General features: G+C 68.3%; 25 protein-coding genes and 1 pseudogene. 19 read left to right on the top strand and 7 right to left on the bottom strand.

Features of this window, described 5'->3' with window-relative positions; genetic code table 11:
• Nucleotides 1-24: 24 nt before the first annotated feature.
• The gene (locus tag ACWEQQ_RS32955; RefSeq protein ID WP_452350986.1) at nucleotides 25-969 is read right to left on the bottom strand and encodes a hexose kinase; all 945 of its coding nucleotides are present in this window, start codon (nucleotides 967-969) and stop codon (nucleotides 25-27) included.
• 104 nt (nucleotides 970-1,073) lie between these two features.
• Between ACWEQQ_RS32955 and ACWEQQ_RS32950 the strand changes: the two genes are divergently transcribed.
• On the top strand, nucleotides 1,074-1,514 hold the full coding sequence (locus ACWEQQ_RS32950; protein WP_354847094.1) for a DUF4254 domain-containing protein: 441 nt from the start codon (nucleotides 1,074-1,076) through the stop codon (nucleotides 1,512-1,514).
• A gap of 417 nt (nucleotides 1,515-1,931) precedes the next feature.
• On the opposite strand, the gene ACWEQQ_RS32945 is transcribed toward ACWEQQ_RS32950, so the two are convergent.
• Nucleotides 1,932-3,449, bottom strand: a complete 1,518-nt coding sequence (locus ACWEQQ_RS32945; RefSeq protein ID WP_452350985.1) for an ATP-dependent DNA ligase — start codon at nucleotides 3,447-3,449, stop codon at nucleotides 1,932-1,934.
• Nucleotides 3,450-3,555: 106 nt separating this feature from the next.
• Between ACWEQQ_RS32945 and ramB the strand changes: the two genes are divergently transcribed.
• From ramB to ACWEQQ_RS32900, 9 genes are all read left to right on the top strand, one after another.
• Nucleotides 3,556-4,965: an acetate metabolism transcriptional regulator RamB gene (gene ramB, locus ACWEQQ_RS32940; RefSeq protein WP_452350984.1), complete on the top strand. Its 1,410-nt coding sequence runs from the start codon at nucleotides 3,556-3,558 to the stop codon at nucleotides 4,963-4,965.
• A gap of 179 nt (nucleotides 4,966-5,144) precedes the next feature.
• Entirely contained in the window at nucleotides 5,145-5,834 is a 690-nt protein-coding gene (locus tag ACWEQQ_RS32935; RefSeq protein WP_452350983.1) for a hypothetical protein, read from the top strand.
• 330 nt (nucleotides 5,835-6,164) lie between these two features.
• A complete protein-coding gene (gene urtA / locus ACWEQQ_RS32930; RefSeq protein WP_379404199.1) occupies nucleotides 6,165-7,400 on the top strand; it encodes an urea ABC transporter substrate-binding protein in 1,236 nt (411 codons plus the stop codon).
• 111 nt (nucleotides 7,401-7,511) lie between these two features.
• Nucleotides 7,512-8,396 carry an urea ABC transporter permease subunit UrtB gene (urtB, locus tag ACWEQQ_RS32925; protein WP_354847108.1) on the top strand — a complete coding sequence of 295 codons (885 nt, stop codon included), beginning with the start codon at nucleotides 7,512-7,514 and terminating at the stop codon, nucleotides 8,394-8,396.
• A complete protein-coding gene (urtC, locus tag ACWEQQ_RS32920; protein WP_452350982.1) occupies nucleotides 8,393-9,583 on the top strand; it encodes an urea ABC transporter permease subunit UrtC in 1,191 nt (396 codons plus the stop codon). Before urtB ends, urtC begins: the two co-directional genes overlap by 4 nt.
• Nucleotides 9,580-10,452 (top strand): urea ABC transporter ATP-binding protein UrtD, encoded by an 873-nt coding sequence (gene urtD / locus ACWEQQ_RS32915; protein WP_452350981.1) that lies wholly within the window; start codon nucleotides 9,580-9,582, stop codon nucleotides 10,450-10,452. The genes urtC and urtD overlap by 4 nt, the downstream gene beginning before the upstream one ends.
• Nucleotides 10,436-11,128 carry an urea ABC transporter ATP-binding subunit UrtE gene (gene urtE, locus ACWEQQ_RS32910; protein ID WP_354847117.1) on the top strand — a complete coding sequence of 231 codons (693 nt, stop codon included), beginning with the start codon at nucleotides 10,436-10,438 and terminating at the stop codon, nucleotides 11,126-11,128. The genes urtD and urtE overlap by 17 nt, the downstream gene beginning before the upstream one ends.
• 11 nt (nucleotides 11,129-11,139) lie before the next feature.
• Nucleotides 11,140-11,907 carry a GntR family transcriptional regulator gene (locus ACWEQQ_RS32905; RefSeq protein WP_452342039.1) on the top strand — a complete coding sequence of 256 codons (768 nt, stop codon included), beginning with the start codon at nucleotides 11,140-11,142 and terminating at the stop codon, nucleotides 11,905-11,907.
• 65 nt (nucleotides 11,908-11,972) lie between these two features.
• Nucleotides 11,973-12,512 (top strand): carboxymuconolactone decarboxylase family protein, encoded by a 540-nt coding sequence (locus tag ACWEQQ_RS32900; RefSeq protein ID WP_452350980.1) that lies wholly within the window; start codon nucleotides 11,973-11,975, stop codon nucleotides 12,510-12,512.
• 20 nt (nucleotides 12,513-12,532) lie between these two features.
• Here ACWEQQ_RS32900 and ACWEQQ_RS32895 read toward each other — a convergent pair whose 3' ends face one another.
• Nucleotides 12,533-13,195 carry a GNAT family N-acetyltransferase gene (locus ACWEQQ_RS32895; protein WP_452350979.1) on the bottom strand — a complete coding sequence of 221 codons (663 nt, stop codon included), beginning with the start codon at nucleotides 13,193-13,195 and terminating at the stop codon, nucleotides 12,533-12,535.
• A 102-nt stretch (nucleotides 13,196-13,297) separates the two neighbouring features.
• Complete coding sequence (locus ACWEQQ_RS32890) at nucleotides 13,298-14,077, bottom strand: TetR/AcrR family transcriptional regulator (RefSeq protein WP_452350978.1); 780 nt, start codon at nucleotides 14,075-14,077, stop codon at nucleotides 13,298-13,300.
• Nucleotides 14,078-14,201: 124 nt separating this feature from the next.
• Here ACWEQQ_RS32890 and ACWEQQ_RS32885 point away from each other — a divergent pair, with 124 nt between their 5' ends.
• From ACWEQQ_RS32885 to ACWEQQ_RS32865, 5 genes are all read left to right on the top strand, one after another.
• A complete protein-coding gene (locus ACWEQQ_RS32885; RefSeq protein WP_452342043.1) occupies nucleotides 14,202-14,579 on the top strand; it encodes a VOC family protein in 378 nt (125 codons plus the stop codon).
• Between the two features lie 110 nt (nucleotides 14,580-14,689).
• Nucleotides 14,690-15,277 carry a dihydrofolate reductase family protein gene (locus tag ACWEQQ_RS32880; protein ID WP_452342044.1) on the top strand — a complete coding sequence of 196 codons (588 nt, stop codon included), beginning with the start codon at nucleotides 14,690-14,692 and terminating at the stop codon, nucleotides 15,275-15,277.
• Between the two features lie 3 nt (nucleotides 15,278-15,280).
• Nucleotides 15,281-15,637, top strand: a complete 357-nt coding sequence (locus tag ACWEQQ_RS32875; RefSeq protein WP_452342045.1) for a YciI family protein — start codon at nucleotides 15,281-15,283, stop codon at nucleotides 15,635-15,637.
• 20 nt (nucleotides 15,638-15,657) lie between these two features.
• Nucleotides 15,658-16,890 (top strand): RNA polymerase sigma factor, encoded by a 1,233-nt coding sequence (locus ACWEQQ_RS32870; RefSeq protein WP_452350977.1) that lies wholly within the window; start codon nucleotides 15,658-15,660, stop codon nucleotides 16,888-16,890.
• A gap of 134 nt (nucleotides 16,891-17,024) precedes the next feature.
• The gene (locus ACWEQQ_RS32865; RefSeq protein WP_452342047.1) at nucleotides 17,025-17,516 is read left to right on the top strand and encodes an aggregation-promoting factor C-terminal-like domain-containing protein; all 492 of its coding nucleotides are present in this window, start codon (nucleotides 17,025-17,027) and stop codon (nucleotides 17,514-17,516) included.
• 43 nt (nucleotides 17,517-17,559) lie between these two features.
• Here ACWEQQ_RS32865 and ACWEQQ_RS32860 read toward each other — a convergent pair whose 3' ends face one another.
• The gene (locus ACWEQQ_RS32860) at nucleotides 17,560-18,411 is read right to left on the bottom strand and encodes an SDR family oxidoreductase (protein WP_452342048.1); all 852 of its coding nucleotides are present in this window, start codon (nucleotides 18,409-18,411) and stop codon (nucleotides 17,560-17,562) included.
• Between the two features lie 109 nt (nucleotides 18,412-18,520).
• Between ACWEQQ_RS32860 and ACWEQQ_RS32855 the strand changes: the two genes are divergently transcribed.
• Both ACWEQQ_RS32855 and ACWEQQ_RS32850 read left to right on the top strand, forming a co-directional pair.
• Entirely contained in the window at nucleotides 18,521-18,919 is a 399-nt protein-coding gene (locus ACWEQQ_RS32855; protein ID WP_452342049.1) for a winged helix-turn-helix transcriptional regulator, read from the top strand.
• A gap of 35 nt (nucleotides 18,920-18,954) precedes the next feature.
• Complete coding sequence (locus ACWEQQ_RS32850) at nucleotides 18,955-19,434, top strand: nucleoside deaminase (protein WP_452350976.1); 480 nt, start codon at nucleotides 18,955-18,957, stop codon at nucleotides 19,432-19,434.
• 180 nt (nucleotides 19,435-19,614) lie between these two features.
• Here the strand turns inward: ACWEQQ_RS32850 and lpdA are convergent, their stop codons facing one another.
• Both lpdA and ACWEQQ_RS32840 read right to left on the bottom strand, forming a co-directional pair.
• On the bottom strand, nucleotides 19,615-21,018 hold the full coding sequence (gene lpdA / locus ACWEQQ_RS32845; RefSeq protein WP_452342051.1) for a dihydrolipoyl dehydrogenase: 1,404 nt from the start codon (nucleotides 21,016-21,018) through the stop codon (nucleotides 19,615-19,617).
• A 176-nt stretch (nucleotides 21,019-21,194) separates the two neighbouring features.
• Entirely contained in the window at nucleotides 21,195-22,196 is a 1,002-nt protein-coding gene (locus ACWEQQ_RS32840) for a dipeptidase (protein WP_452350975.1), read from the bottom strand.
• Nucleotides 22,197-22,311: 115 nt separating this feature from the next.
• On the opposite strand from ACWEQQ_RS32840, the gene ACWEQQ_RS32835 reads away from it, so the two are divergent.
• Together ACWEQQ_RS32835 and ACWEQQ_RS32830 are read left to right on the top strand one after the other, a co-directional pair.
• Complete coding sequence (locus tag ACWEQQ_RS32835; RefSeq protein ID WP_452350974.1) at nucleotides 22,312-24,360, top strand: prolyl oligopeptidase family serine peptidase; 2,049 nt, start codon at nucleotides 22,312-22,314, stop codon at nucleotides 24,358-24,360.
• Between the two features lie 16 nt (nucleotides 24,361-24,376).
• Nucleotides 24,377-24,712, top strand: a pseudogene (locus tag ACWEQQ_RS32830) (cyclic nucleotide-binding domain-containing protein); the annotation flags it as partial.
• Between the last annotated feature and the right edge of the window lie 59 nt (nucleotides 24,713-24,771).

Below are 24,771 nucleotides of genomic sequence, written 5' to 3'. Positions count from 1 at the left end.
CACATACGGCGTGTCCCCGGAGTGTCACGGCCGGACAGCGACGGATTCGAGTTCCCGCACCCGCACGGTGGGCAGCAGCCGATCCCGCAGCACCCGGTCGATCTCCCCCGCGACCGGAATGACCACGGCGGCAGCGGAAGTGGCGACCGCGTCGGCGAGCAGCTCCGGCCAGTCCGGTGTGGCGCCGCCGGCCAGCGCGGCGATGATGGCCGCCACGGCCGCGTCGCCCGCCCCGGTGGGGTTGCCCGCCAGCGGTTTCGGCAGCGCCGCCGTCCAGGCCCGGGTCGGGGTGACCGCCACCATGCCCGCGCCGCCCCGGGTCACCACCACCGTGCCCACGCCGTCGGCGATGAGCGGATCGACGGCCGCGAGGATCTCGGGAATGGTGCCCGCCGGGCGGCCGGTGAGGCGTTCCAGCTCCTCGACATTGGGGGTGAGCACGACGCCGGGCACGCGCGCGGCCAATTCCAGCGGCTGGCCGTCGAAGTCGCAGATCGTGGGCACGCCCCGGGCGATGGCGGTGCGCGCCAGCTCGGCGGGCAGGCCCGGACTCACCCCGCCGGGCAGCGAACCCGAGATGACCAGGCCGCTCATATCCGAGAGCAGGCCCGCCACCCGCACCCGCAGCTGATCCACCGCGTGCGGTTCGGTGACCCGCGGGCCGGGCTCCCACAGCGCGGTGGCGGTGCCGTCATCGGATTCGCTGATCACCACCGTGCGGCGGACCCACGGCAGCGCGTGCACGAAGTCCACGGGCATCTCGAGTTCCGCGGCGGCCGCGAAGGAATGGTCCGAGAAGCCGGTGGCGCGGGCGTATTTGCCGAGCTGGTTCAGTACCCGCGTGACATTGATGCCGCGCCCGCCCAGCCGCTGATCCACCGACCGCACCCGTTGCGCCCGGCCCCGCTCGAAGTGCTCCACCCGGTAGGTCATGTCGTAGGCCGGGTTCAGGGTCACGGTGAGGATCACCCCACCATCTCGGCACGTCACGGCACCGGATGCAACCCCTGCACGGCAAAGTGGCACCGAATGTCGTTGCCATTCGGAGATATTCGAGGGGCAGGATGTCGGCCGTGCATCCGCTCCCACCGAAACACCTGCTGCTGCAGGCCTGCCGTGGCCTGCCCCCCGACGACCATCCGGTGCTGCGCTGCGCCGGCCTACTCGCGGACCTGCACGAGCGGCGGCTCACCAGAGCGGGCGGCACCGATCGGATCGACCACGACCGGGCGCGGCTGGTGCTCGATATCGACAGCTGGGTGGCGGCCGAACTCCCCAAGGCCGCCCGCGACGCCCACCTGCACACCGAGACCGTGGGGACGGTGGTGGACCGGCTGGCGCAATTCTCCGCGCTCGCCTACCTGTCCCTGGCCATGTCGCCCGACGACGCCGTGCACGATGCCGCCCAGCGGCTCACCGAACTGGCCATCGCCTACGAGCATCTGGCGGGTGAGCTGGCCGCGGGCCGCCGCCGGCTGCCGAACCTGACCGGCACCCGCGACTACGAATCCTGACCGCGACTACGAATCCTGACCGCGACTACGAATCCTGACCGCGACTACGAATCCCGACCGCGACACGAATCTTGACCGCGGCCGGCGGTGCCCGGCGAGGGGGCGGGGCACCACCGGCCACAAGGTGGACCATGCGCAATCCACCGTCGAAGTCTCCCGAACGGCACGAGCTCACAGGGAATCCGCGTGGGAGATGCGGTGGCAGTTCCTGTGTCCCGTCACCTGACAACCGTCCGGTCGAGCGTCGACACGTGAATCATGTCGCCCGAAACTCGGAGCGTGCCCTGTTCCAGCTGTGAATCGTCTGTGAGGAGCGGGCCCCACTCTCGAGACTCTCAGGGGCTTCGCCCCGAACCCCCAGGGGCGATTTCGGGGGCTCCGCCCCCGCACCCCGTTTACTTCGCCCCCGCACCCCGTCTAGTTGGTGCCGGGTAGCAGGGCCCGGATGGTGTCGATGGTGTCGGCCTGGTGAGGTTCTTTGTCGGGGCGGTAGCGGACTACCCGGGCGAAGCGGAGGGCTACGCCGCCGGGGTAGCGGGGGCTGGTCTGGACGCCGTCGAGGGCGATTTCGACTACCAGTTCGGGGTAGAGGTGGACGGTGTTGCCATCGCGTTTGCGTTCGTGGCGCGGGAATTCGGCCGTCTGCCAATGGAGTAGGGCGTCGGTGAGGCCCTTGAAGGTTTTGCCGACCATGATCGGGTCGCCGCCCTCGGGGTCGCGGGCGCCCAGGTGGAGGTTGGAGAGGTAGCCGGTGCGGCGGCCGTAGCCCCATTCCGCGCCGAGCACGATGAGGTCGAGGGTGTGGGTGGGTTTGATCTTCTGCCAGGAGCGGCCGCGGCGACCGGCGGCGTAGGGGGCGTCCAGGGATTTGATCATGATGCCCTCGTGGCCCGCGGCCAGCGCGCCGTCGAAGTATTCGGCGGCGGCTTCCGGGTCCGGGGCGATGAGGGCCGGAATGGTCAGGCCGCAGGCCACGGCGGTGAGGGCCTCGCGGCGCGTGCGCAGCGGGGCGTCCAGCAGGTCGGCGCCGTCGAGATGGAGACAGTCGAAGAAGTAGGGGTGCAGCAGCAGTTCCTGGGAGGTGGTGGCGCCGAAGCGGCTCATGGTCTCCTGGAAGGGCCGTGGGCGGCCGGAGTCGTTGAGCGCCAAGGTTTCTCCGTCGAGGACGACGCTGGTGCAGTCCAGCTGCCGCACCACCTCGACCAGTTCGGGCACGCTCGCGGTGATGTCGCGCAGGGTGCGGGTGAACACCCACACCCGCTCGCCGTCGCGATGCACCTGGATGCGGGCGCCGTCCATCTTGTGCTCGACGCTGACCCGCCCCTCGAATTCGGCCATCGCCTCCTCGAGGGTCGCGCCGGGCGAGGCCAGCATGGGCTGGACCGGCCGGCCGACCTCGAGCCGGAACGCGGCCAGGGCCTCGACGCCGCCGGTGCGCGCCGCGACGGCGGTGACCGGCAGCCGCCCGGACAGCATGTGAGCCCGGCGCACCGCCTCGATCGGCACGTCGAACGCGGCGGCCACCGCCTCGGCGACGATCGCGGTCAGCGCACCCTGCCGCATCTCCCCGGTCAGCAGGCGGAGCAGGAATTCGTGCTCATCCCGGGTCGCGGCCCCGAAGAGGGTGGCCAGCAGTTCCTGTCGTCGCGCCGCCGACCCGCTGCCCGCGACCTCGGCCAGCTTGCTGAAGGAGGTGTCCACCTCGTCCACGGCCAGCGTGGGCACCGCGGCCGGCTCGACCGCGAGCGTGGTCAGCGTGCGCCAGCCCGTTCCGATCCGCCCCTGCGGCAGCTCGCCGGACAACCAGGCCACGACCTGCGCCAACTCTTGCGGCGCCGCCTGCTTCAGCAGGTCGGCAAAGATCTTGATCTTGTTCTTTCGCGACGACGTCGCCCGCACACCCTGTGACGCCTCAACCACATCGGACAAGAGCACTTGTCGACGGTAACCCGAGCGACCGACAACGATGTGACACACAGCTCAGCAGCCCTGCTAACTCTCGCGTTGGCAACGATGCGAAGACAGCAATAAACTCGGGCGCATGGCCAAGACTTACGTCGGTGCGCGGCTGCGACAGCTGCGTACCGAGCGCGGTTTGAGTCAGGTCTCGCTGGCCAAGAAGCTCGAGATCTCCGCGAGTTATCTGAATCAGATCGAACACGACGTGCGTCCGCTCACCGTACCGGTCCTGCTGCGCATCAGTGAAGTCTTCGGCGTCGACGCCGGCTTCTTCTCCTCCCAGGACGACACCCGGCTCATCGCCGAACTCCAGGAGGTCGTGATGGACCAGGAGCTCGGGGTGGAGGCCGACGCCCAGGAGATCGCCGAAATGGTGTCCGCGCACCCGGGTCTGGCGCGCGCCATGGTGAACATGCATCGCCGCTACCGGAATACGACCGCGCAGCTGGCCGCCGCCACCGAGGACCGTTTCGCCGACGGCAGCGGTTCGGGCGCCATCTCCAAACCGCACGAGGAAGTGCGCGACTACTTCTATCAGCGGCAGAACTACATTCACGAATTGGATACCGCCGCCGAGGAACTCACCCATCGCATGCGATTCCACGGCGGCGATCTCAAGCGCGAGATCCCGCGCCGCCTCAGCGATGCGCACGGCGTGCAGATCGTGGAGCGTATCGATCTGGGCGACGGCGTGCTGCACCGTTTCGATCCCGAGTCGCGTCGTCTGGAAATCGCGCCGCATCTCTCGGGCGGGCAGCGGGTGTTCAAGCTGGCCGCCGAGCTGGCCTATCTGGAATGCGGCGAGCTCATCGAAAAGCTGGTGGCGGAGGGCAATTTCAGCGGCCACGATTCGGTCGTGCTGGCAAAACTGGGCCTCGCCAACTATTTCGCCGCTGCCACGGTGCTCCCCTACACCCATTTCCACGAGGTGGCCGAGGACTTCCGCTACGACATCGAACGCCTGTCGGCGTTCTTCACCCAGAGCTACGAGACCATCTGCCACCGCCTGTCCACGCTGCAGCGCCCCAAACTCCGCGGCGTCCCCTTCTCCTTCGTCCGCGTGGACCGCGCCGGCAATATGTCGAAACGCCAGTCCGCCACCGGTTTCCACTTCTCCTCCAGCGGCGGCACCTGCCCGCTCTGGAACGTCTACGAGACCTTCGCCTACCCCGCGAAGATCCTGACCCAGATCGCCCAGATGCCCGACGGCCGCAAATACCTCTGGATCGCCCGCACCGTCGAACGCCGCGCCACCCGCTACGGCGAACCCAGCAAAACCTTCGCCATCGGACTGGGCTGCGAACTCCGCCACGCCGGCCGCACCGTCTATGCCGACGGCCTGGACCTGAACGAGCCCAAAGCCACCCCCATCGGCGCCGGTTGCCGCGTCTGCGAACGCTCCAACTGCCCCCAACGCGCCTTCCCACCCCTCGGCAAATCACTCGACATCAGCGAACACCGAAGCTCCATCTCCCCCTATGTCATTCAGTGACCGCGTCCTTCGACCGGCCATCGTCGATGAAGTTCTGGATCCGCACTTTCCGTTCGTCCGGCGATGCGCCGGGATTGGCTCCGTGCATCATTCGATGACTGCTGGACATCATTTGATGACCGATTGGATGACCTATCCGGATGGGAAACACGCGTTGAATCGCAGACGAACATGATCGTGTGAAAATCGAGAAGGTTATCGCCACTGCTGGTCTCACCATTGCCGCGCTGGCGATCACAGGGGGGACGTCCTACGCGACGCCGACGCCGGATCCGGCTGCGGTGCAGTCGATTCAGCACCCCGGTCAGGGACAGAACGATCTGGGTTACTCCATTGTCCGGTCGGATGCCGATAAGACGGTTACGACGACACTGAACGGCGGCACTTTCCGGCTCACCGATGCGTCGGTGGACGTATTGGATGGCTCCGGGGTGGTTGTGTCGCGGATGCCGCTGGCGATGACCACCGCGGGTACGGATCTGGTGGTTTCGATGCATCCGAGCATCGAGGACAATGGGACCAAGCTGGTTGCGCATCCGGAGGCCGGCGAGGTCGCGCAGCCGGGTGCGGCGGATATCGGGCGGTGGGTGCCGACCTCGCCCAAGCAGCGCGCGACCGAAACCGGTAGTGCCGTGGGCGCGTTGGGTGGTGCGCTCGGCGGCATCGTGGTCGGCGTCATCATCGCGGTGGCCACCGGGGGGCTCGGCATCATCGCTCTGCCGTTCGCGGCCATGATCGGTGCGTTGATCGGTGGCGGTACCGGCAGCGCGGCGGGTGCCGGCACCACCAACGATGACCGGCAGGACGGCTGGACGTGGCAGCAGGACTGCCACACCGACTACTACACCCACGACCAGTACTGCTACTGACCAGATCTCACCCTTGGCCCCGAGCCGGTGTCAGCTTGCGCTGGCTCCGGCTCGGGCCGTTTCATATCCCTTGACCTGCAATGATGTTTCCTCCACATCGAACGAACCATGATGCGGTGAGCAGAAATTCACGTCGTGGCAATGTAGGAAATCGGACATTCATCGAGAGTCATTCCGGCGCAACACTTCCCGTTTACCTTTCGTTCCACGAATACAGCCGCTGTATACGCGGCGGTATTCGCAAGCGGCGCATGTGGCGCCGCCGAACACCGTGAAGTGAAGGATCCGCCGATGCACGACTCTCCCCGCCGGGACAGGGCCGCCCGCCTGATGAAGGCGATCACCATTCCGACCGCGCTGGCGCTGTCCGCCGTGCTGGTCGCCGGCTGTGGTTCGCGCGACAGCGACACCGCGTCGGGCTCCAATGCCAAGTCCTGCGTGGACACGTCGAAGGACACCATCAAGATCGGTTCACTACACTCGCTGACCGGCACCATGGCCATCAGCGAGGTCACCGTCGCCAATGCCACCAAGCTGGCGGTGGACCAGATCAATGCGGCGGGCGGCGTCCTGGGCAAGAAGCTGGACGTAGTGCTCGAGGACGGCGCCTCGGATCCCAAGACCTTCGCGGAGAAGGCCGAGAAGCTGATCAGCTCCGACTGTGTGGCCGCGGTGTTCGGCGGCTGGACCTCGGCGTCGCGCAAGGCCATGAAGCCCAAGTTCGAATCGCTGAATTCGCTGCTGTACTACCCGGTTCAGTACGAGGGCCTGGAGGATTCGAAGAACATCTTCTACACCGGCGCCACCACCAACCAGCAGATCATCCCGGCGCTGGACTACCTGAAGCAGAAGGGCATCACCTCCCTCTACCTGGTGGGCTCCGACTACGTCTTCCCGCAGACCGCCAATCGCGAGATCAAGGCGTACGCCAAGGCCAATGGCATCGAGATCAAGGGCGAGGACTACGCGCCGCTGGGCTCCACGGATTTCTCCACCATCGTCAACAAGGTCCGCAATGCCAAGGCGGGCGCGGTGTTCAACACCCTCAACGGCGACTCCAATGTGGCCTTCTTCCGTGAGTACGCCAACGCGGGCCTGAAAGCCGCTGACATGCCGGTGGTCTCGGTGTCCATTGCCGAGGAGGAGGTCGGCGGCGTCGGGGTGCAGAACGTCGCGGGCCAGCTGACCGCCTGGAACTACTACCAGACCGTCGACACCCCGCAGAACAAGGCGTTCGTCGCCGCGTACAAGGCGGCCTACGGCGCGAACAAGCCCACCTCCGACCCGATGGAGGCCGCCTACACCTCGGTCTACCTGTGGAAGGCGACGGTGGAGAAGGCGAAGTCGTTCGCGGTGGCCGACATTCAGCAGGCCGCCGACGGCGTCAGCTACGACGCGCCGGAGGGCACCGTCACCATCGACGGCTCCAACCACCACATCACCAAGACCGCGCGCATCGGCGAGATCCACCCCGACGGGCTCATCTACACCGTCTGGGATTCCGGCAAGCCGATCCAGCCGGACCCGTACCTGAAGAACTACGACTGGGCCAAGGGCCTGAAGTAATTCGGCGGCCGCCGATGAGGGGCGGCTGGTGCGGTGTCCGCGCGACTCTCACCGCGGCATCGCACCAGCCGTACGGCGTTCTCCACCAATAGAGCTCGAGAGGTACTGATCATGGATGTGGCTGTCGGACAGCTCTTCACAGGGCTGAGTCTGGGCTCGATCCTGCTGCTCGCCGCGCTGGGTCTGTCGCTGACCTTCGGTCAGATGGGCGTCATCAATATGGCGCACGGTGAATTCATCATGGCCGGGTGTTACACGACCTACGTTGTGGAACAGCTGATCTCGGCGACGGGCGTGGCGCTGATCGTGTCGCTGTTCGTCGGCTTCCTGGTCGGCGGCCTGCTGGGCGCGGCCCTCGAGATGGGGCTCATCCGCTGGATGTACGACCGCCCCCTGGACACCCTGCTGGTCACCTTCGGTGTCGGCTTGATCCTGCAGCAGGCGGTGCGGGACATCTTCGGCGCGCCCGCCAAGAACGTGGTCGCGCCGGACTGGCTGACCGGCGGCCTCACCATCGCGGGCACCGTCGTGCCCAAGACCCGCATCTTCATCATGGTGCTGGCCGTGGTGGCGGTGATCGCGCTGGCCACCGCGCTCAAGACGACGCCGCTCGGCCGCCGCATCCGGGCCGTGGTGCAGAACCGCAGCCTGGCCGAAACCTCGGGCGTCTCTTCGCGTCTCACCGATGTGAGCACCTTCTTCATCGGTTCCGGGCTGGCGGCGGTGGCCGGTGTGGCCCTGACCCTGATCGGTTCCACCAGCCCCACCATCGGGCAGTCGTATCTGGTGGACGCCTTCCTGGTGGTCGTCATCGGCGGCCTCGGGCAGATCAAGGGCACCGTGATCGCGGCCTTCGCCATGGGCCTGCTGAATTCGTTCGTCGAGTACTCGACCACCGCGACGGTCGCCAAGGTGATCGTCTTCATCGTGGTCGTGATCTTCCTGCAGGTGCGCCCGCAGGGTCTGTTCACCGTCCGGACGAGGAGTCTGGCATGACCACCATCCAGCGACTGAGTGCCAACTCTTCCCTGAAAGCCCTGGGCGGCTTCGTCATCGCCGCCATAGTCCTGTTCGGTCTCGCACCGGCGATGCTCACCGACTTCCGGTTGAGCCTGCTCGCCAAGTTCCTGTGCTTCGCCATCGTCGCGGTCGGCATCGGCCTGGCGTGGGGCCGCGGCGGCATGCTGACCCTCGGCCAGGGCGTGTTCTTCGGCATCGGCGCGTACATCATGGCCATGCACATGCAGATGGCCGACGCCGCCAAGGCGCACGAGGATGTGCCGGAGTTCATGACCATCGCGGGCGTGGACCAATTGCCCTCGTACTGGCGGCCTTTCGAGTCCGCGCCGGTGGCGCTGCTGGCGATCGCGGTGCTGCCCGCCGCCATCGCCGCGGTGCTCGGCTTCGGGGTGTTCAAGCGCCGGGTCAAGGGCGCGTACTTCGCCATCCTGAGCCAGGCGCTGGCCGCGGCGCTGGCGATCCTGCTCACCGGGCAGCAGACCATCGGCGGCTTCACCGGATTGAGCGACTTCCGCTCGTTCTTCGGCTTCCGCCTGGATGATCCGGTGAACCGGCGCATGCTGTTCTTCATCGCGGCGGGCACGCTGCTGGTCGTGGTGGCCGTCGCACGCCAGCTCATGCGCAGCCGGTACGGGGAACTGCTTGTCGCCGTGCGTGATCAGGAGGAACGGGTCCGGTTCCTCGGCTACGACCCGGCCAATATCAAGATCGTCGCCTATGTGGTGGCCGCGTTCTTCGCGGGCATCGCGGGCGCCCTGTTCACCCCGATCGTCGGCATCATCTCCCCCGCCGACATCGGTGTGGTCCCGTCCATCGCGTTCCTGATCGGCGTCGCCATCGGCGGTCGCACCACCCTGCTCGGGCCGGTGCTGGGCGCGATCGGCGTGGCCTGGGCGCAGACCACGTTCTCCGAGCACTTCCCGTCGGCGTGGACCTACTTCCAGGGTGCGCTGTTCATCGTGGTGGTCGGCTTCATCCCGGCGGGACTGGCCGGATTCGGGCCCATGGCCAAGCAGCTGCTGGAGCGGCTGCGCCCCGCGACGGCCCCCGACGCCGCACCGGAACCGGCCGCCGCACCCGAGATCGAGGCGGCGGTCGAGGCGAAGCCGGAGGCCGAGGCCGAGGCAGAGCCCGAGGCCGAGCAGAAGGTGGAAGCACGATGACCGCACCCGAACCGAAAATCGGCGGCAATGCCGGAATGGACAGCGAATACCTCGAAATCCGCGGCCTGTCCGTGAGTTTCGACGGCTTCAAGGCCGTCTCCGACGTGGACCTGACCGTCCTGCAGGGCGATCTGCGCTTCCTCATCGGACCCAACGGCGCGGGCAAGACCACCCTCATCGACGCCATCACCGGCCTGGTGCCCGCGACCGGCTCGGCGCAGAAGACCGGCGCCGAGCTGATCGGCCGCAAGGTGCATCAGATCGCCCGCCTCGGGGTGGGCCGCACCTTCCAGACGGCGAGCGTGTTCGAACAGCTCACCGTGCTGCAGAACCTCGATATCGCCGCGGGCGCGGGACGTTCCGCGCTCACCCTGCTGCGCCGGCGCAAGTCGGTGCTGCCCGCCATCGAGGAGGCGCTCGAGACCACCGGACTCGCCGCGCTGCGCGACAAACCTGCCGGGGTGCTCGCGCACGGTCAGAAACAGTGGCTCGAGATCGGCATGCTGCTGGTGCAGAACGCCTCGGTGCTGCTGCTGGACGAGCCGGTGGCGGGCATGAGCGCCGAGGAACGCGAGGAGACCGGAAACCTGCTGCGCCGCATCGGCGGTGAGCGGGTGGTCATCGTCGTCGAGCACGATATGGATTTCATGCGCGCGTTCGCCAGCTCGGTGACGGTGCTCGCGGGCGGCCGCGTCCTCAGCGAGGGCACCGTGGAGCAGGTGCAGGCCGATCCGAAGGTGCAGGAGGTCTACCTCGGCACCGCCGCGGCCGGTGAGCTGCCGCCCGCGGAGGCCAGCGCTGATGCATCCATCGGCGCGGAGCAGGAATCGGACGAGGCGAAGGAGGCCGCAGATGCTGGAACTCGTTGACCTACACACCGGCTACGGCCGGACCGAGGTGATTCACGGGGTGTCCCTGACGGTTCCGGACAATGGCGTGGCAGCCATCATGGGCCACAACGGGGCCGGTAAGACCTCGCTGCTGCGCGCGGCGGTCGGGCTGCTGCCCGCCAAGTCGGGGCGGATCCGCTTCGGCGGCGAGGACATCACCAGGATGTCGCCGTCGCGGCGGGTCAAGCGCGGCCTCGCCTATGTTCCACAGGGGCAGCAGAGTTTTCCACAGCTGTCCACAATGGAGAACCTCCAGGTGGTGGCCGACGGCCGCAAACGCGGCAAGGCACTCGTCGACGAAGCGCTGGACCTGTTCCCGGCGCTGCGGGAACTGTTGTCCCGCAAGGCCGGACTGCTCTCCGGTGGCCAGCGCCAGCAGCTGGCCATCGCCCGCGCCCTCATCACCGAACCGGCGCTGCTGATCCTCGACGAGCCGACCGAGGGCATCCAGCCCTCGGTGGTCGCCGAGATCGAGCGCACCATCATCGAACTCACCGGCCGGGGTGGACTCAGCGTGTTGCTGGTCGAACAGCACATCGGCTTCGCGCTGCAGGCCGCGCAGCAGTTCTATGTCCTGCGCTCGGGCCGCGTCACCTCCTCCGGGGCGGGCGGGGCGAGCGCGGAATCCGCGGTACGCCAGGCCATGGCGATCTGATCGGACACTCCGTGAACGCGCGCAGGGGGCGTATTCCGTTGTCCGAGCGGGTCTATCGATCCATGCAGCGCGATCTCGCGGCCGGGATGCTGGTACCCACCGAGCGTCTCGGCGAGGAACGCCTCGCCGAGACCTACGGCGTCTCCCGTACCCCGGTCCGCGAGGCGCTGGCCCGGCTCCTCGCCGACGGCCTGCTGGAACGCCACACCGACGGCCTCTACCCGTACCGTCCCCGGGTCGACGAACTCGGGGACCTGTACGAACTCCGAATAGTCCTGGAAGCCAGAGGAATCCAACGCTTGCAGGCCACCGCGGCGGCACTCCCGGAACCGCTGGCCGCCGCCGTGCAGCCGGAACCGCCGGCCCTGGCGGCTCGGCCTGCGGTCACGCCGCACGATCTGGGCGCGGTCGAGCGAGAGCTCGAGCTCTGGCGGCGCGTACGCGAGCATCCGCCGGAGCCCGGGGCCGAGCTCATCGCCGCGGACGAGCGGTTCCACACCACACTCCTGCTGGCCGCCGGCAATTCCGCACTGGCCGAGGCGCTCTCGACGGTGCACGCGCGGGTGCGGCCGGTGCGGGCCCTGGACATGCCCACCCCCGGGCGGATCGCCGCCATGGCCGAGGACCATATCGCCATCGCCGAACACCTGCTCGCCGGGGATCTGGACACCGCCCTGCGCACCCTCCTGGCCCACCTCACCAGCTCCCGGGCGCACGTCCTGACCCGCGCCCGCCGCGCGCTGGAGCTCACCAAACTCGCCCAGGCGGTCCGCGAGTGACCCGATCCGCGCCGCGCCGGGCCGTCGGTCTGGCGAGTGGCTCAGACAGGGTGTTGACTGGGGAGATGGTGTCGACGAAGCCACGCATCGCTCCTGGTCGCCTGCGGGAGCTCGGTCCAGTGAACTGGGTTGTCTGGCAGGCGCTTTCCCGTGCCGCGGGCACGGAGGACGCGCATCTGTTCAGCACGCTGGGCCGGACCGGCGGCCTGTTCCGGGGCTGGCTGCACTTCTCCGGCCGCCTCATGCCGGGCGGCAAACTGCTCCGGTACGAGTCCGAACTGGTCATCCTGCGCGTCGCGCACCTGCGCCAGTGCGAATACGAGACCGACCATCACATCCGGCTGGGCCGCCGCGCGGGCGTTACCGCCGAAATCCTGGACCGTCTCCGCGCGGGCCCGGCCGCCGCCGGATGGTCTGCCAAGGAGCGCGCGCTGCTCACCGCCGTGGACCAGCTGGTCGCCACCCGCGACCTCGACGACGCCACCTGGCGAGCCCTCGCCGACCACTACGACGAGCGGCGCCTCATCGAAATCGTTCTGCTCACCAACCAGTACGAGGGCCTGGCCAGCACCATCACCGCCCTCCGCATCCAAACCGACCACTAGCCGCGCGATCCGGCCGTGCGTCAGCGGCGCACGCGGTAGACCGGCTGGGTGGCGGCTTCGGGAACGGTCTCGGCGTGCGGGATGCGATGCGCGGAGGCGGGTTCGGCGGGCTGGATGCGGGCGTGCAGGTGCATGTCGTGCCAGCCGTCGTCGTGCAGGCCCGCGCTGCGATTGATGCCCTCGAGCAGGAAGCCGGATTTGTGTGCCACCCGGCAGGATTGGGCGTTATGCACGGAATGCCGTAATTCCAAGCGGTGGAATCCGGCCACCTCGAAGGCCCAGCCGACCAGCGCCTCCACCGCCCGCGGGGCGATGCCGCGGCCGCGTGCCGCCGGGACCACCCAGTACGCCAGCTCGGCCTCGCCGTGCCCGAGTTCGATGTGATGCAGCGAGGCCCGGCCCATCAGCCGGCCGCTGCGGCCATCGGCGACAGCCCAATTGGCCGCGGTGCCACCGCTCCACGAGCGCGCCCAGGAGTCCACCCACTCCCCGGCCTCCTCCACGGTGTCCGCGGTGCGCACATGCCAGCGCCGAATGGCCGGATCCTGGAAGGCCGCGTACACCTCGGGTCCGTCCCGGCGCAGCCACGGCCGCAGCACCAGCCCGTCTCCCATCGGGAGCACCGGCTGCGCTGCCCGACTGAAGGTTTCGGCGGCGACGATTGCCGGGGTTGATCGCGGCATGGGGGGAATTCTGCCCGCGATCGCCCGATCCGCGCGGCGAAATTGAGACCATCGTCCCGATCGGTCTCTCTTGCGCAGGTTGTCCGAACCGACCGGCCGCGCTCAGGGCCTGCGGTTTTCGATGAGCGCGGCCAATCCGTCCAGGACCCGGGCCAGCCCGAACTCGTAGGCGTGGTCCGCACCGTAGGCGCTGTCGTGGGCCTGCCCCGCGACCGCGCCGATCCGGGCCGCCAGAGGATAGCGGCCGGCGTCGAAGACCCGCGCCAGCAGCGGGGCCGCCCGCTCCCACCACTCGCGATCGGAGTGCCCGCTCTCGGTCGCGGCCCGGGCGCTGTCGATGGCCAGCTGCGCGGTCGAGGTCACGAAGCCCAGCACATAGGTGAGGGCGGCGTCCATCTCCAGATCGCCGAGGCCGAGCCCGTCGAAGGCGCGCAGCTCGTGGTCGTATTTCGCGGCCACGCCGGGACCCAGCGGCGGCCGCGTGGTCGGCAGATAGGCCACCCACGGATGCCCGGCCAGCAGGGCGCGATTCTCGGCGGCGATCACGGAAACCCGCTCCCGCCAGGGCATTCCGGTGAGATCGTGACGCGGCATGCGCTGATAGACGGTGTCGAGCATGAGGTCGAGCAGTTCGGCCTTGCCCGGCACGTAGGTGTAGGTGGCCATGGGCGTGATGCCCAGCTTGGCCGCCACCGACCGCATGGTGAGCGCGCCCAGCCCCGCACCGTCGGCGATCTCCAGCGCGGCCGCGATGACGGCGTCGAGGGTGGTGCGCTGTTTGGGCCCGCGCGCCGAACCGCCGGATCCGGGCTCGCGCCACAGCAGTTCCAGCGTGCGCACCGGGTCGCCCGCGCTGCTGCGTTCCCCGCTTCGTCCGGCCATTCGCGTCACCTCCGCCGCCGATCGTATCGATGTGACAGTCGCCACTTTGCATGCTGTCGGGAATGTCTGTACGAAGTACAGCGTACTTAGTACAGAATTGATCGGCACCACCCGAGGAGGCCCCATGACCATCACCGCATCCGCGATCTCCCTGAACGTGCCCGACCCGATCGCCTCGGCGACGTTCCTCATCGACCACTTCGGTTTCACCGAGAAGATGTCGGCCGACGGCTTCGTCGACGTGACTCGGCCCGACGCCGGATTCGACGTCATCTATCTGCGCACCGGCCTCGGCAGCTTCAAGCCGGACCGCATCGCGGGCAGCGCGGGCCAGGGCCTGCTGGTGGTGTTCGTCGTCGACGACATCGACGCCGAATACGCCCGCGTCCAACGCGAAGGCGTGCCGATCGTGACCCCCATCGAGACCGAGCCGTGGGGCGAGCGCTATTTCCAGGCCCTCGACCCGAACGGGATCGTCATCCAACTGGTCCAGTGGGTCTGACCGGAACCCGCTGAAAGATTCCTCGGTCGAACGTGTCGATTCCGGCCGGGCCCGTTCGAGGAGTAGGCGAGGGCCGAACCGCGGCCCGGCACTTCGACGAGAGGAATCCGATGCGAAAAGTGGTGGCTTTCGAGCACATGACCCTCGACGGTTTCGCGGCCTCACCCACCGAGCTGGGACTGGAATGGACATTCGGCGCCTACAGTCCGGACCTCGCCGCCTTCCACGACGAGCACATCCGGGCCGATATCGGTACCACGATCTATGGTCGCAAGACCTTCGAGGGCATGCGCGATCACTGGTCGAGCGTTCCGGACAACCCGGAGGCCACGGCACACGATCTCGAACACGCCGAATGGGTCACGAATATCGACAAGATCGTCTTCTCGACCACGCTCGCGTCGGCCGGCTGGCGGAACACCCGGATCATCGACGGCGACGGGGCGGCGCGCATCGCGGAGCTGAAGGCGGAGCACGGCGGCGCGCTGGTCATCTACGGCAGCCCGACCCTGGTGCACTGGTTCACCGACGCCGGGCTCATCGACGAGTACCGCATCGTCATCCATCCGGTGACAATCGGCTCCGGCACCCCTATGTTCCGGGACAAGACCGAACTGAATCTGAACCTGCTGGAATCGAAGTCGTTCGACGGTGGTGCCCTCTATGTCCGCTATGCAGTCGCCCAGCGAGAGGATTGAGCAATGCGATACCTGGCACTGATTCGCCTGGACCCCGCCCAGATGCCCGAGGAAGGGCCCGGCGACGACCTGATCGCCAAGGTCAACGAGATCATCGAGGAGATGACCAAGGCGGGCGTGCTGCTCGACACCGCGGGCCTGCGCCCGATCGAGGAGGGCACCCGGATCCGGCAGACCGGCGGCGTGCAGACGGTCATGGACGGGCCGTACACCGAATCCAAGGAGATCATCGGCGGATACCTGGTGCTGCAGAGCCGTTCGCAGGAGGAGGCGGCCGAGTGGGCGTCCCGGTTCCTGCGGGTGCACGGGCCGGACTGGGACATCGAGCTCGAGGTACGACAACTGGACGGCCAGAACTGAATCCGCAGCAGGAGCGGCGGGTGCGCCGGGCCGTGGAGGCGGCCTGGCGCATCGAATGGCCGCGTCTGGTGGCGGGCCTGACCCGCCTGGTCGGCGATATCGCGACCGCCGAGGAGCTCGCGCAGGACGCCCATGTGGCGGCGCTGGAACAGTGGCCTCGCGACGGCGTCCCGCCGAATCCGGGCGGCTGGCTCATGCTGACGGCGAAACACCGCGCGGTGGACCGCATTCGGCGCGACGTGAACTTCGCGCGGAAGCTGGAGCTGCTCGGCCGTGAGACGCTCACGGCCGAGCAGCCGCCCGGCGAACCGGAACCGACCATCGCGGACGACCTGCTGCGCATGATCTTCACCGCCTGCCATCCGGTGCTCTCACCCCCGGCGCGGGCAGCGCTCACCCTGCGCATGGTGGGCGGCCTGACCACGGCCGAGATCGCGCGGGCCCATCTGGTCCCGGAATCGACCGTGGCGCAACGCATCGTGCGCGCCAAGCGCACCATCGCGGCCAAACGGATTCCCTACGAGGTGCCCGCCGGCGCCGAGCTGGCCGCGCGCCTGGACTCCGTGCTCGAGGTCATCTACCTGATCTTCAACGAGGGCTATACCGCCACCTCCGGCGAGCGCTGGGTCCGGGCCGAATTGTGCGAGGACGCACTGCGTCTGGCGCGCATCCTGACCGGGCTGCTGCCCGAGGAGCCGGAGGCGTACGGGCTGGCGGCCCTGCTGGAACTGCAGGCATCCCGCACCACCGCCCGCAGTGACGGGGACAACGCGCTGGTGCTGCTGCCCGATCAGGACCGGTCCCGATGGAATCGGCTCTCGATCGAACGCGGCCTGTCCGCGCTGGGCCGCGCGCACACGCTGAATCGGACGCGGGACCTTCCGCCCGGGCGCTACGCGCTCCAGGCCGCCATCGCCTCCGTGCACGCCGTCGCCCCGACCGCCGCCGAGACCGACTGGCGGCGCATCGCCGGACTGTATGCCGTACTGGCGCAACGGTTTCCGTCACCGATCGTGGAGTTGAACCGGGCGGTCGCGGTGACCATGGTGCACGGACCCGGCGCCGGCCTGGAGTTGATCGACGCCGTTGCCGCGACCGGGGCGCTCGACGACTATCACCTGCTGCACGCCGTCCGCGGGGATCTGCTGGCGCGGCTGGGCCGGGATGCGGAGGCGCGGGCCGCTTTTCGGCGCGCGGCCGATCTGACCGGCAATGAGATCGAGCGGGAGTTGCTGCTCGGCCGGGCGCGCTGACCGGCAATCCACTCCGATCAGGCATTTCACCGCGTGTCGCTCACCCCTCCCGGGAAACGGCAGGGCGTACGGTCGGTTCCTAGCTGAAGCCAGATGGGTCTGTTTTTTCGTGAACGACACGGAAGGACCAGGCGTTGCCCATTCTCGACAAGCGTCCACTCCGAGCCACCGTCCTCGGACTGCTCGTGGCGGCTCTCGCCCCGCTCACCGTCGCCGTCGGCACCGCCGACGCGCGCACCGAAATCGCCGACCCCATCGCCCAATCCGCGCTCCCGGCCGCCCTGCCGGTGGACCCGGCGTCCCTGCTGCAGCTGGTCGGCGCGGCCCAGCGGTTCTCCAAACCGGCCTTGCAGACACTGTCACGTTTCGTCGTGCCCGGGGACCAGTGGGGGTCGTTCAATCAGATCATCACGCACGAGAGCGACTGGCAGGTCTTCGCGATCAACCCGACCTCCGGCGCCTACGGGCTGGCCCAGGCCCTCCCCGCGCAGAAGATGTTCAGCGAGGGCCCGGACTGGATGTTCAACCCGCTCACCCAGCTGCGCTGGGCCTACCGCTACATGGTCGCGCGCTACGGCAGCCCGAATGCGGCCTGGGGCTTCTGGCAGGCCCACAACTGGTACTGAGCCTGCCGGTCCCCGAACTCGATCAGCCCGGTACGTATCTCGATCAGCTCAGCGCGGCCCGGAAGACCTCGGCGACCGGGGTCGACGGGCGGCCCAGCAACCGCTGCAGATCACCGGACTCGACGGCCAGGATGCCGTCGGCGATACCGGCGTCGGCATCGGCCAGGGCGGCGGCATAGGCGGCGTCCAGACCCGCGCCCTGCAACGCCGCGGCGTAGTCGGCCTGCGGCAGGTCCTGGTAGCGGACCGGCTTGCCGGCCACCTCCGAGATCACCTGCGCCAGTTCGGCATACGAGAGCGTCTCGTCGCCGCCGAGCTCGTAGACCTTGCCCTCGTGACCGTCGGTGGTGAGGACGCGAGCGGCGGCCTCGGCGTAATCGGCGCGGGCCGCACCGGATACCTTGCCCTCGCCCGCCGCGCCGTGCAGCACGCCCGTCTCGATGGCGTGTGCCAGGCCGCCGGTGTAGTTCTCCCAGTACCAGCCGTTGCGCAGCAGCACGGTCGGGATGCTCGCTCCGGCCAGCGCGGCCTCGGTGCCGATGTGCTCCTGGGCCAGGATCAGCGGATTGCGATCGGCCTGCGGAATGCTGGTGTAGGCCAGCAGTTTCACGCCCGCCCGCTCGGCCGCGCGCAGCACGTTGGTGTGCTGGGCGACGCGCTTGGTGAACTCGTTGCCGGAGACCAGCAGTACGCGGTCGACGCCCTGGAAGGCGCGCTCGAGCGCTTCCGGATCGTCATAGCTCGCCACCCGCACCTCGACACCCCGCGCGGCCAGATCGGCCACCTTGGCGGGATCGCGGACCACCGCCACCACCGGCTGCGATCCGTCCTTCAACAGCGCCTCGACGACCAGGCGACCCAGCTGTCCGCTTGCTCCGGTGACTGCGACGGTCATGACTACCTCCAGGTTTCAGGGTATGAACTGCACTGCTGACATGTACTAACTAATAGTAAGCACATGCTATTCCAGAACCGCTACCCGAAACACAGGTAACCTCGATCTCATGAACGCTCGGCCTTCCGACCAGTCCTACCCGGACGACCCCACCCTGGAAGCCGACGTCTTCGCCCGCAACTGCTCCTCGCGCCCGGTCCTGCAAGACGTCGCCAGTCGCTGGGGCGTGCTCGCCCTGGCCGCCCTGCGCGAGGGCCCCTACCGGTTCTCGGCGCTGCGCCGCCGCGTGGACGGCATCTCCGAGCGCATGCTCTCCCAGACCCTGCAGACCCTGGAACGCGACGGCATGGTCAATCGCGAAGTCCAGCAATCCATCCCGCCGGTCGTCGAGTACACCCTCACCGACCTCGGCGCGCAGGTGGCCGACCAGCTCGTCGGCCTCATCGAGATCCTCGAATCGAATATCGCGAAGATCGAAGCGGCCCAGACCGCCTACCACCGCACGTAAATCGAAGAACCGCGTAAACCGAAGAACGGAGCCGCATGTCCGTCGACGCTGATCTGCAGTATCTCGAACGCTGCGTGGAGCTGGCCGCCGAAGCCCTGGACGCGGGCGACGAGCCGTTCGGGTCACTGCTGGTCGGCGCGGACGGCACCGTGCTCGCCGAGGACCGCAACCGCGTGTCCGGCGGCGACGCCACTCGCCACCCCGAATTCGAGCTGGCCCGCTGGGCCGCCGAGCACCTCACCCCCGAGGACCGGGCGACGGCCACGGTCTACACCTCCGGCGAACACTGCGCCATGTGCTCGGCCGCGCACGCCTGGGTCGGCCTGGGCCGCATCGTCTATGCCGCCTCCACCGCCCAGCTCACGGAGTGGCTCAACGAGTTCGGCGTCCCCGTGGGCCCCATCCGCCCCCTCGCCATCCAGGAGGTGGCCCCGGGCATCCCGGTCTCCGGCCCCTTCCCGGAACTCACCGACCGCGTCTACGCCCTCCACCGCCGCCTGCACTTGGCTGACTGAACCGCTCGAAAGAACGAAAGCGGCCCGGTGCCAGCGGAAATCGCCGGCACCGGGCCGCTTCGGGGTTTCGGCGACGGAACCCTGAGATTCGCGGGACTCGCTTCCCCTTCGGGGGTTCGGGGGCCGGCCCCCGAAATCCCTTGGGGTTTCAGGGGCGTAGCCCCTGAGAGTCTTCGAGAGCTAGAAGTTGATCATGTGGCCGGCCAGGCCGTGGATCGCTTCCTGGAGGGCCTCCGACAGGGTCGGGTGGGTGTGGACGTTGCGGGCCAGTTCGTTGACCGTGAGATCCCACTTCTGGGCCAGGGTCAGTTCCGGCAGCAGTTCGGAGACGTCGGGGCCGATGAGGTGGCCGCCGATGAGCTCGCCGTACTTGGCGTCGGAGATGAGCTTGACGAAGCCCTGCGCGTCGCCGAGGCCGTGCGCCTTGCCGTTGGCGGTGAACGGGAAGGTCGCGACCTTCACGTCGTAGCCCTCGTCGCGGGCCTGCTGCTCGGTGAGGCCGAAGGAGGCGACCTGCGGCTGACAGAAGGTGGCGCGCGGCATCATGCGGTAGTCGCCCAGCGACATGGTCTCCGCGCCCGCGATGGTCTCGGCCGCGACCACGCCCTGCGCCTCGGCGACGTGCGCGAGCTGCAGCAGGGCGGTGACGTCACCGATGGCGTAGATGCCGGGGACGTTGGTGCGCATGTACTCGTCGATCGCGATGGCGCCGCGGTCGGTGAGCTGCACGCCGGTGTTCTCCAGGCCGTAGCCCTGCACGCGCGGCGCGAAGCCGACGGCCTGCAGCACCTTGTCCACGGTGACGGTCTCGATCGCGCCGGACTTGTTGTCCTTGATCGACACGGTGACCTTGGAGCCGTCGTCCTCGATGGACTGCACGGCCGCGGAGGTGGTGATGGTGATTCCGAGCTTCTTGTACGCCTTGGTGATCTCCTTGGAGATGTCGGCGTCCTCGTTCGGCAGTGCGCGGTCGAGGAATTCGACGATGCGCACGTCCACGCCGTAGTTCTTGAGGACGTAGGCGAACTCCATGCCGATGGCGCCCGCACCCACGATGAGGATGGAACCCGGCAGGTCACGGGTGAGGATCTGCTCCTCATAGGTGACCACGTTGGCGGACAGCGAGGTGCCCGGCAGCAGCTTGGTCTCGGTGCCCGCGGCGATGATCACGTTGTCGAACGTGATGTCCTCGGTGCCGCCCTTGGTGAGCGCGACCGAGAGCGACTTCGGGCCGGTGAAGGTGCCCTTGCCGTCGAACTCGTCGATCTTGTTCTTCTTCATCAGGAAGTGGACGCCCTTGACCCGGCCGTCCGCGACCTTGCGGCTGCGGTCGAACGCCGCGCCGAAGTCGAAGGTCGCGCTACCGGAGATACCGAAGGTCTTCGCTTCCTTGGTGAAGATATGAGCCAGCTCCGCATTGCGCAGCAGTGCCTTGGACGGAATGCAGCCCACGTTCAGGCACACGCCACCCCAGTATTTCTGCTCGACGATCGCTGTTCGCAGGCCGAGTTGAGCGGCACGGATCGCGGCGACGTAACCGCCGGGACCAGCGCCGAGAACGACGACATCGTAGTGGGAAGTCACGGCATCGAGACTAGACCTGTTGCCGGGACCTCACTCAGCCATCCCCCGCCCGCGTGAGACGCGGAACACGTGAGAGAGGTCACGCCCGCAGCCTGGATGCGACCGATCAGTCCGTTGCGCCCGGTGGACCGGCCGAGATCCCCGACGGTCCGTTGATCCCGCCGGGCCCGCCGCGGCTAACCCCGCCAGACCTGCCGCGCCACGCGCGCGAAATTGCCGCCGAAGACGGCCGTCCGGTCGGCGGCGGAGAAGCCGCGCGCGGCCAGCACCTCGTCCAGCCCCCGCACCCCGGACGTGCCGAGCAGGTCTTCCGGTGGCGCCCACTGCAATTGGCCGTAGCGCGTGTACTCCTCGGAGTAGCTGTCCGGATTGCCGGCCAGTTCGGCGTTGAAATCCTCGGCGTCGAAGGAGTAGTCGGAGCCGATCCCGATGTGCTCGATGCCGACCAGTTCCGCGCCGTAGGCGATGTGGTCGGCCATGGCCTCGATGCGCCCGGCCCCGTCGGCGGGTTCGTTGCGGCCCAGGAAGATGCCGACCCCGTTGATGCCGATCACACCCCCGGTGGCCGCGCACGCCTTGGCCTGGTCGTCGCCGATATTGCGCGGATGTGCCCACAGTGTCGCGAAATTCGAGTGGCTGTAGATCATCGGCACGGTCGTGGTCTCGGCGATGTCGAGTCCCGTGCGCCGCGAGCAGTGCGACCCGTCGGCGAACACCCCGACCTGGTTGAGCGTACGGATCAGGTCGCGGCCGTAGGCGGTGAGGCCGGTGTCGTCGCTGTCGAGGCACCCGCAGCCGGCCGCGTTGGCGTGGTTGTAGGTGGGCAGCAGCGAGCGCAGCCCCAGTTCGTGGAACAGCTCGACATTGTCGAGATCACCCCCCAGCGGCCCGGAGTCCTCGAGGTCGAAGGCCAGCGCGAGGGTGGCGTCGGTCTCCGCGGTGGGGACCTCCGGCCAGGCGTCCTCGATGCTGTGCACCAGGCGGAATCGGCCGTCGGTCAGGGCATCCCGCCGGAACTGGGTGACCAGCTCGAGCGACTCGCGGGTGGATTGCGGCGCGTAGCCGATATTGACCGAGAGGTACGAGCCCAGCGGGTACCGCGTCAGCTCGGTGAGGTCCGCGGTCGGCAGCAGTGGGAGGCAGCAGTGCTGTTCCCACAGCCGGGGCTCATGCGACACGCCGAGGCCTCCTGGATCCGATCGGTAGCGAAACAGCAATCCTACTGACCGTGCGGCGGAGTGCCCGGCAATACGTTCGCGACCGGCGAACGCGCGCCTCGGCAACAATGTGGGCATGACCGGTGTTGGACAGGGAGTGACGGATCCCTACCTGTGGCTCGAAGAGGTCGAGAGCGAACGCGCCCTGACCTGGGCGGAAGAACGTAATGCGGTGTCCAGGGAGCGGTTCGCGTCCTCGGAGCGCTTCACCGACCTCGAGGCGCGCGTGCTGGCCATGCTCGACACCGACACCCGCATCGCCTATCCGGGCCGGCGCGGCCCGTGGCTCTACAACTACTGGCGCGACCGCGAGCACCCGAAGGGCCTGTGGCGGCGCACCACCTTCGCCGAGTACGCGAAGGACGAGCCGGACTGGGAGATCCTCATCGACCTGGACGCGCTGGCGGCCGCTGAGGGCGAGAACTGGGTCTGGGGTGGCGCGGCGGTGAAGCGGCCGGAGCAGCGGCGCGCGCTCATCAGCCTCTCGCGCGGCGGCGCGGACGCCAAGGTGGTCCGCGAATTCGATATCGAGGCAAAGACTTTCATCGCACCCGAGGACGGCGGCTTCCACCTACCCGAGGCCAAGTCGGACTTCGCCTGGATCGATCACGACACCCTGTACGTGGGCACCGATTTCGGTCCCGGCTCGCTGACCGACTCCGGCTATCCGCGGGTGGTGAAGCGCTGGCGGCGCGGAACCCCGCTGGAGGCGGCGGAATTCGTGTACGAGGGCGAGGTCACCGATGTGGCCGTCTCCGCGGGCTACGACCGCACCCCCGGCTACGAGCGGCACTTCCTGAGCCGCGCCACCGACTTCTTCAACGAAGAGGTCTACCTGCTGGAGTCCGACGGCACGCTGCGCTTCATCGACGTGCCCACCGACGCCACCGAGACCTGGTACAAGCGGTGGCTACTGGTGCGGCTGAAGTCGCCGTGGGAGGTGAACGGCGCCACCTATCCGGCCGGTGCGCTGCTGGCCACCGACTTCGAGGAATTCCTGTCCGGCGCACGCGATTTCGAGGTCCTGTTCACCCCCGACGCGCACACCGCGCTGCACGGCTACGGCTGGACCGAGAACCACCTGCTGCTGGTCACGCTGGAGGATGTGCAGACCAGGCTGTACGTGCTCACCCCCGACTCCGACGGCTGGACCCGCGAGCCATTGGCCGACACCCCGGCCATGGCCAGCACCAGCATCATGAATCTGGACCGCCTCGACGGCGGCGACGAATTCATGCTCTCCACCAGCGGTTTCACCCGCCCCGCCACGCTGATGTCGGGGTCGGTGGGCGGCAGCGTGGAGGTGCTCAAGCAGGAGCCGGGCTTCTTCGACGCCGACGGCATCGTGACCGAGCAGTTCTTCGCGCAGTCCGACGACGGCACCCAGATCCCGTATTTCGTGATCCGCCACCGCGATCGGCAGGGCTCCCCGGGCCCGACCGTAATGTCCGGTTACGGCGGGTTCGAGGTCTCCCGCACCCCCAGCTACAGCGGCATGGTGGGGATGGGCTGGCTGGAGCGCGGCGGCACCTACGTCATGACCAATATCCGCGGTGGCGGCGAATACGGCCCGGAATGGCACACCTCGGTGCTGAAGGCCAACCGGCACAAGGCCTTCGAGGATTTCGCGGCCGTGGCGCGGGATCTGGTAACGCGCGGCATCACCACGCCCGGGCAGTTGGGCGCGGTGGGCGGCAGCAATGGCGGCCTGCTCATGGGCGTCATGCTGACCCGATACCCGGAGCTGTTCGGGGCCATCGTGTGCCAGGTGCCGCTGCTGGACATGCAGCGCTACCACCTGCTGCTGGCGGGCGCGTCCTGGATCGCCGAGTACGGCGATCCGGACAAGCCGGAGGAGTGGGAGTACCTCGCGAAGTACTCGCCGTACCAGAACACCAGCCCGGACCGGCAGTATCCGCCGATCCTGCTCACCACCTCCACCCGCGACGACCGCGTGCACCCCGGACATGCGCGAAAGATGGCCGCGCGCTTGGCATCCGAGGGCCACGACGTCTGGTACTACGAGAACATCGAGGGCGGCCACGGCGGCGCGGCGGACAACAAGCAGTCCGCCTTCCAGGCGGCGATAATCTACGAGTTCTTCACCCAGCAGCTGATGGACTGACGCCCCGGGAGCCGATGTGGACCAACTGGACGAGCTGATCGAGACCACCGCCGCCGCGACCGGGCTCGATCCGGACGACGTCCGGTCCTTCGCCGCCACCGCCGAGCGGCGCGAATATCCGGCCGGCTCAACCCTGTTCCACGAGGCCACGCCGCGGGAGTGGGCGGGGATCGTGGTCGAGGGCGAGGTCCAGATCATCTCCGGCCTCACCGGCCACGAGATCGAACTCGCGCGCCTGGGCCCCGGCAGCCTGGTCTCCGAGGTCGCGCTGGTGGACGACTCCCCGCACACCGCCACCGGCCGCACCCGCGACGGTGCGGTGGTGCTCGCGGTCCCGGACGCCACCCTACGGGAGCTGGCCGAGCTGCACCCGGATCGCTACTACCGCATCGTCGCCCGCGTCGCCCAGCT

It is taken from the genome of Nocardia sp. NPDC004123, from assembly GCF_053603795.1.
This window is presented reverse-complemented; position numbering and strand designations above follow the sequence as displayed.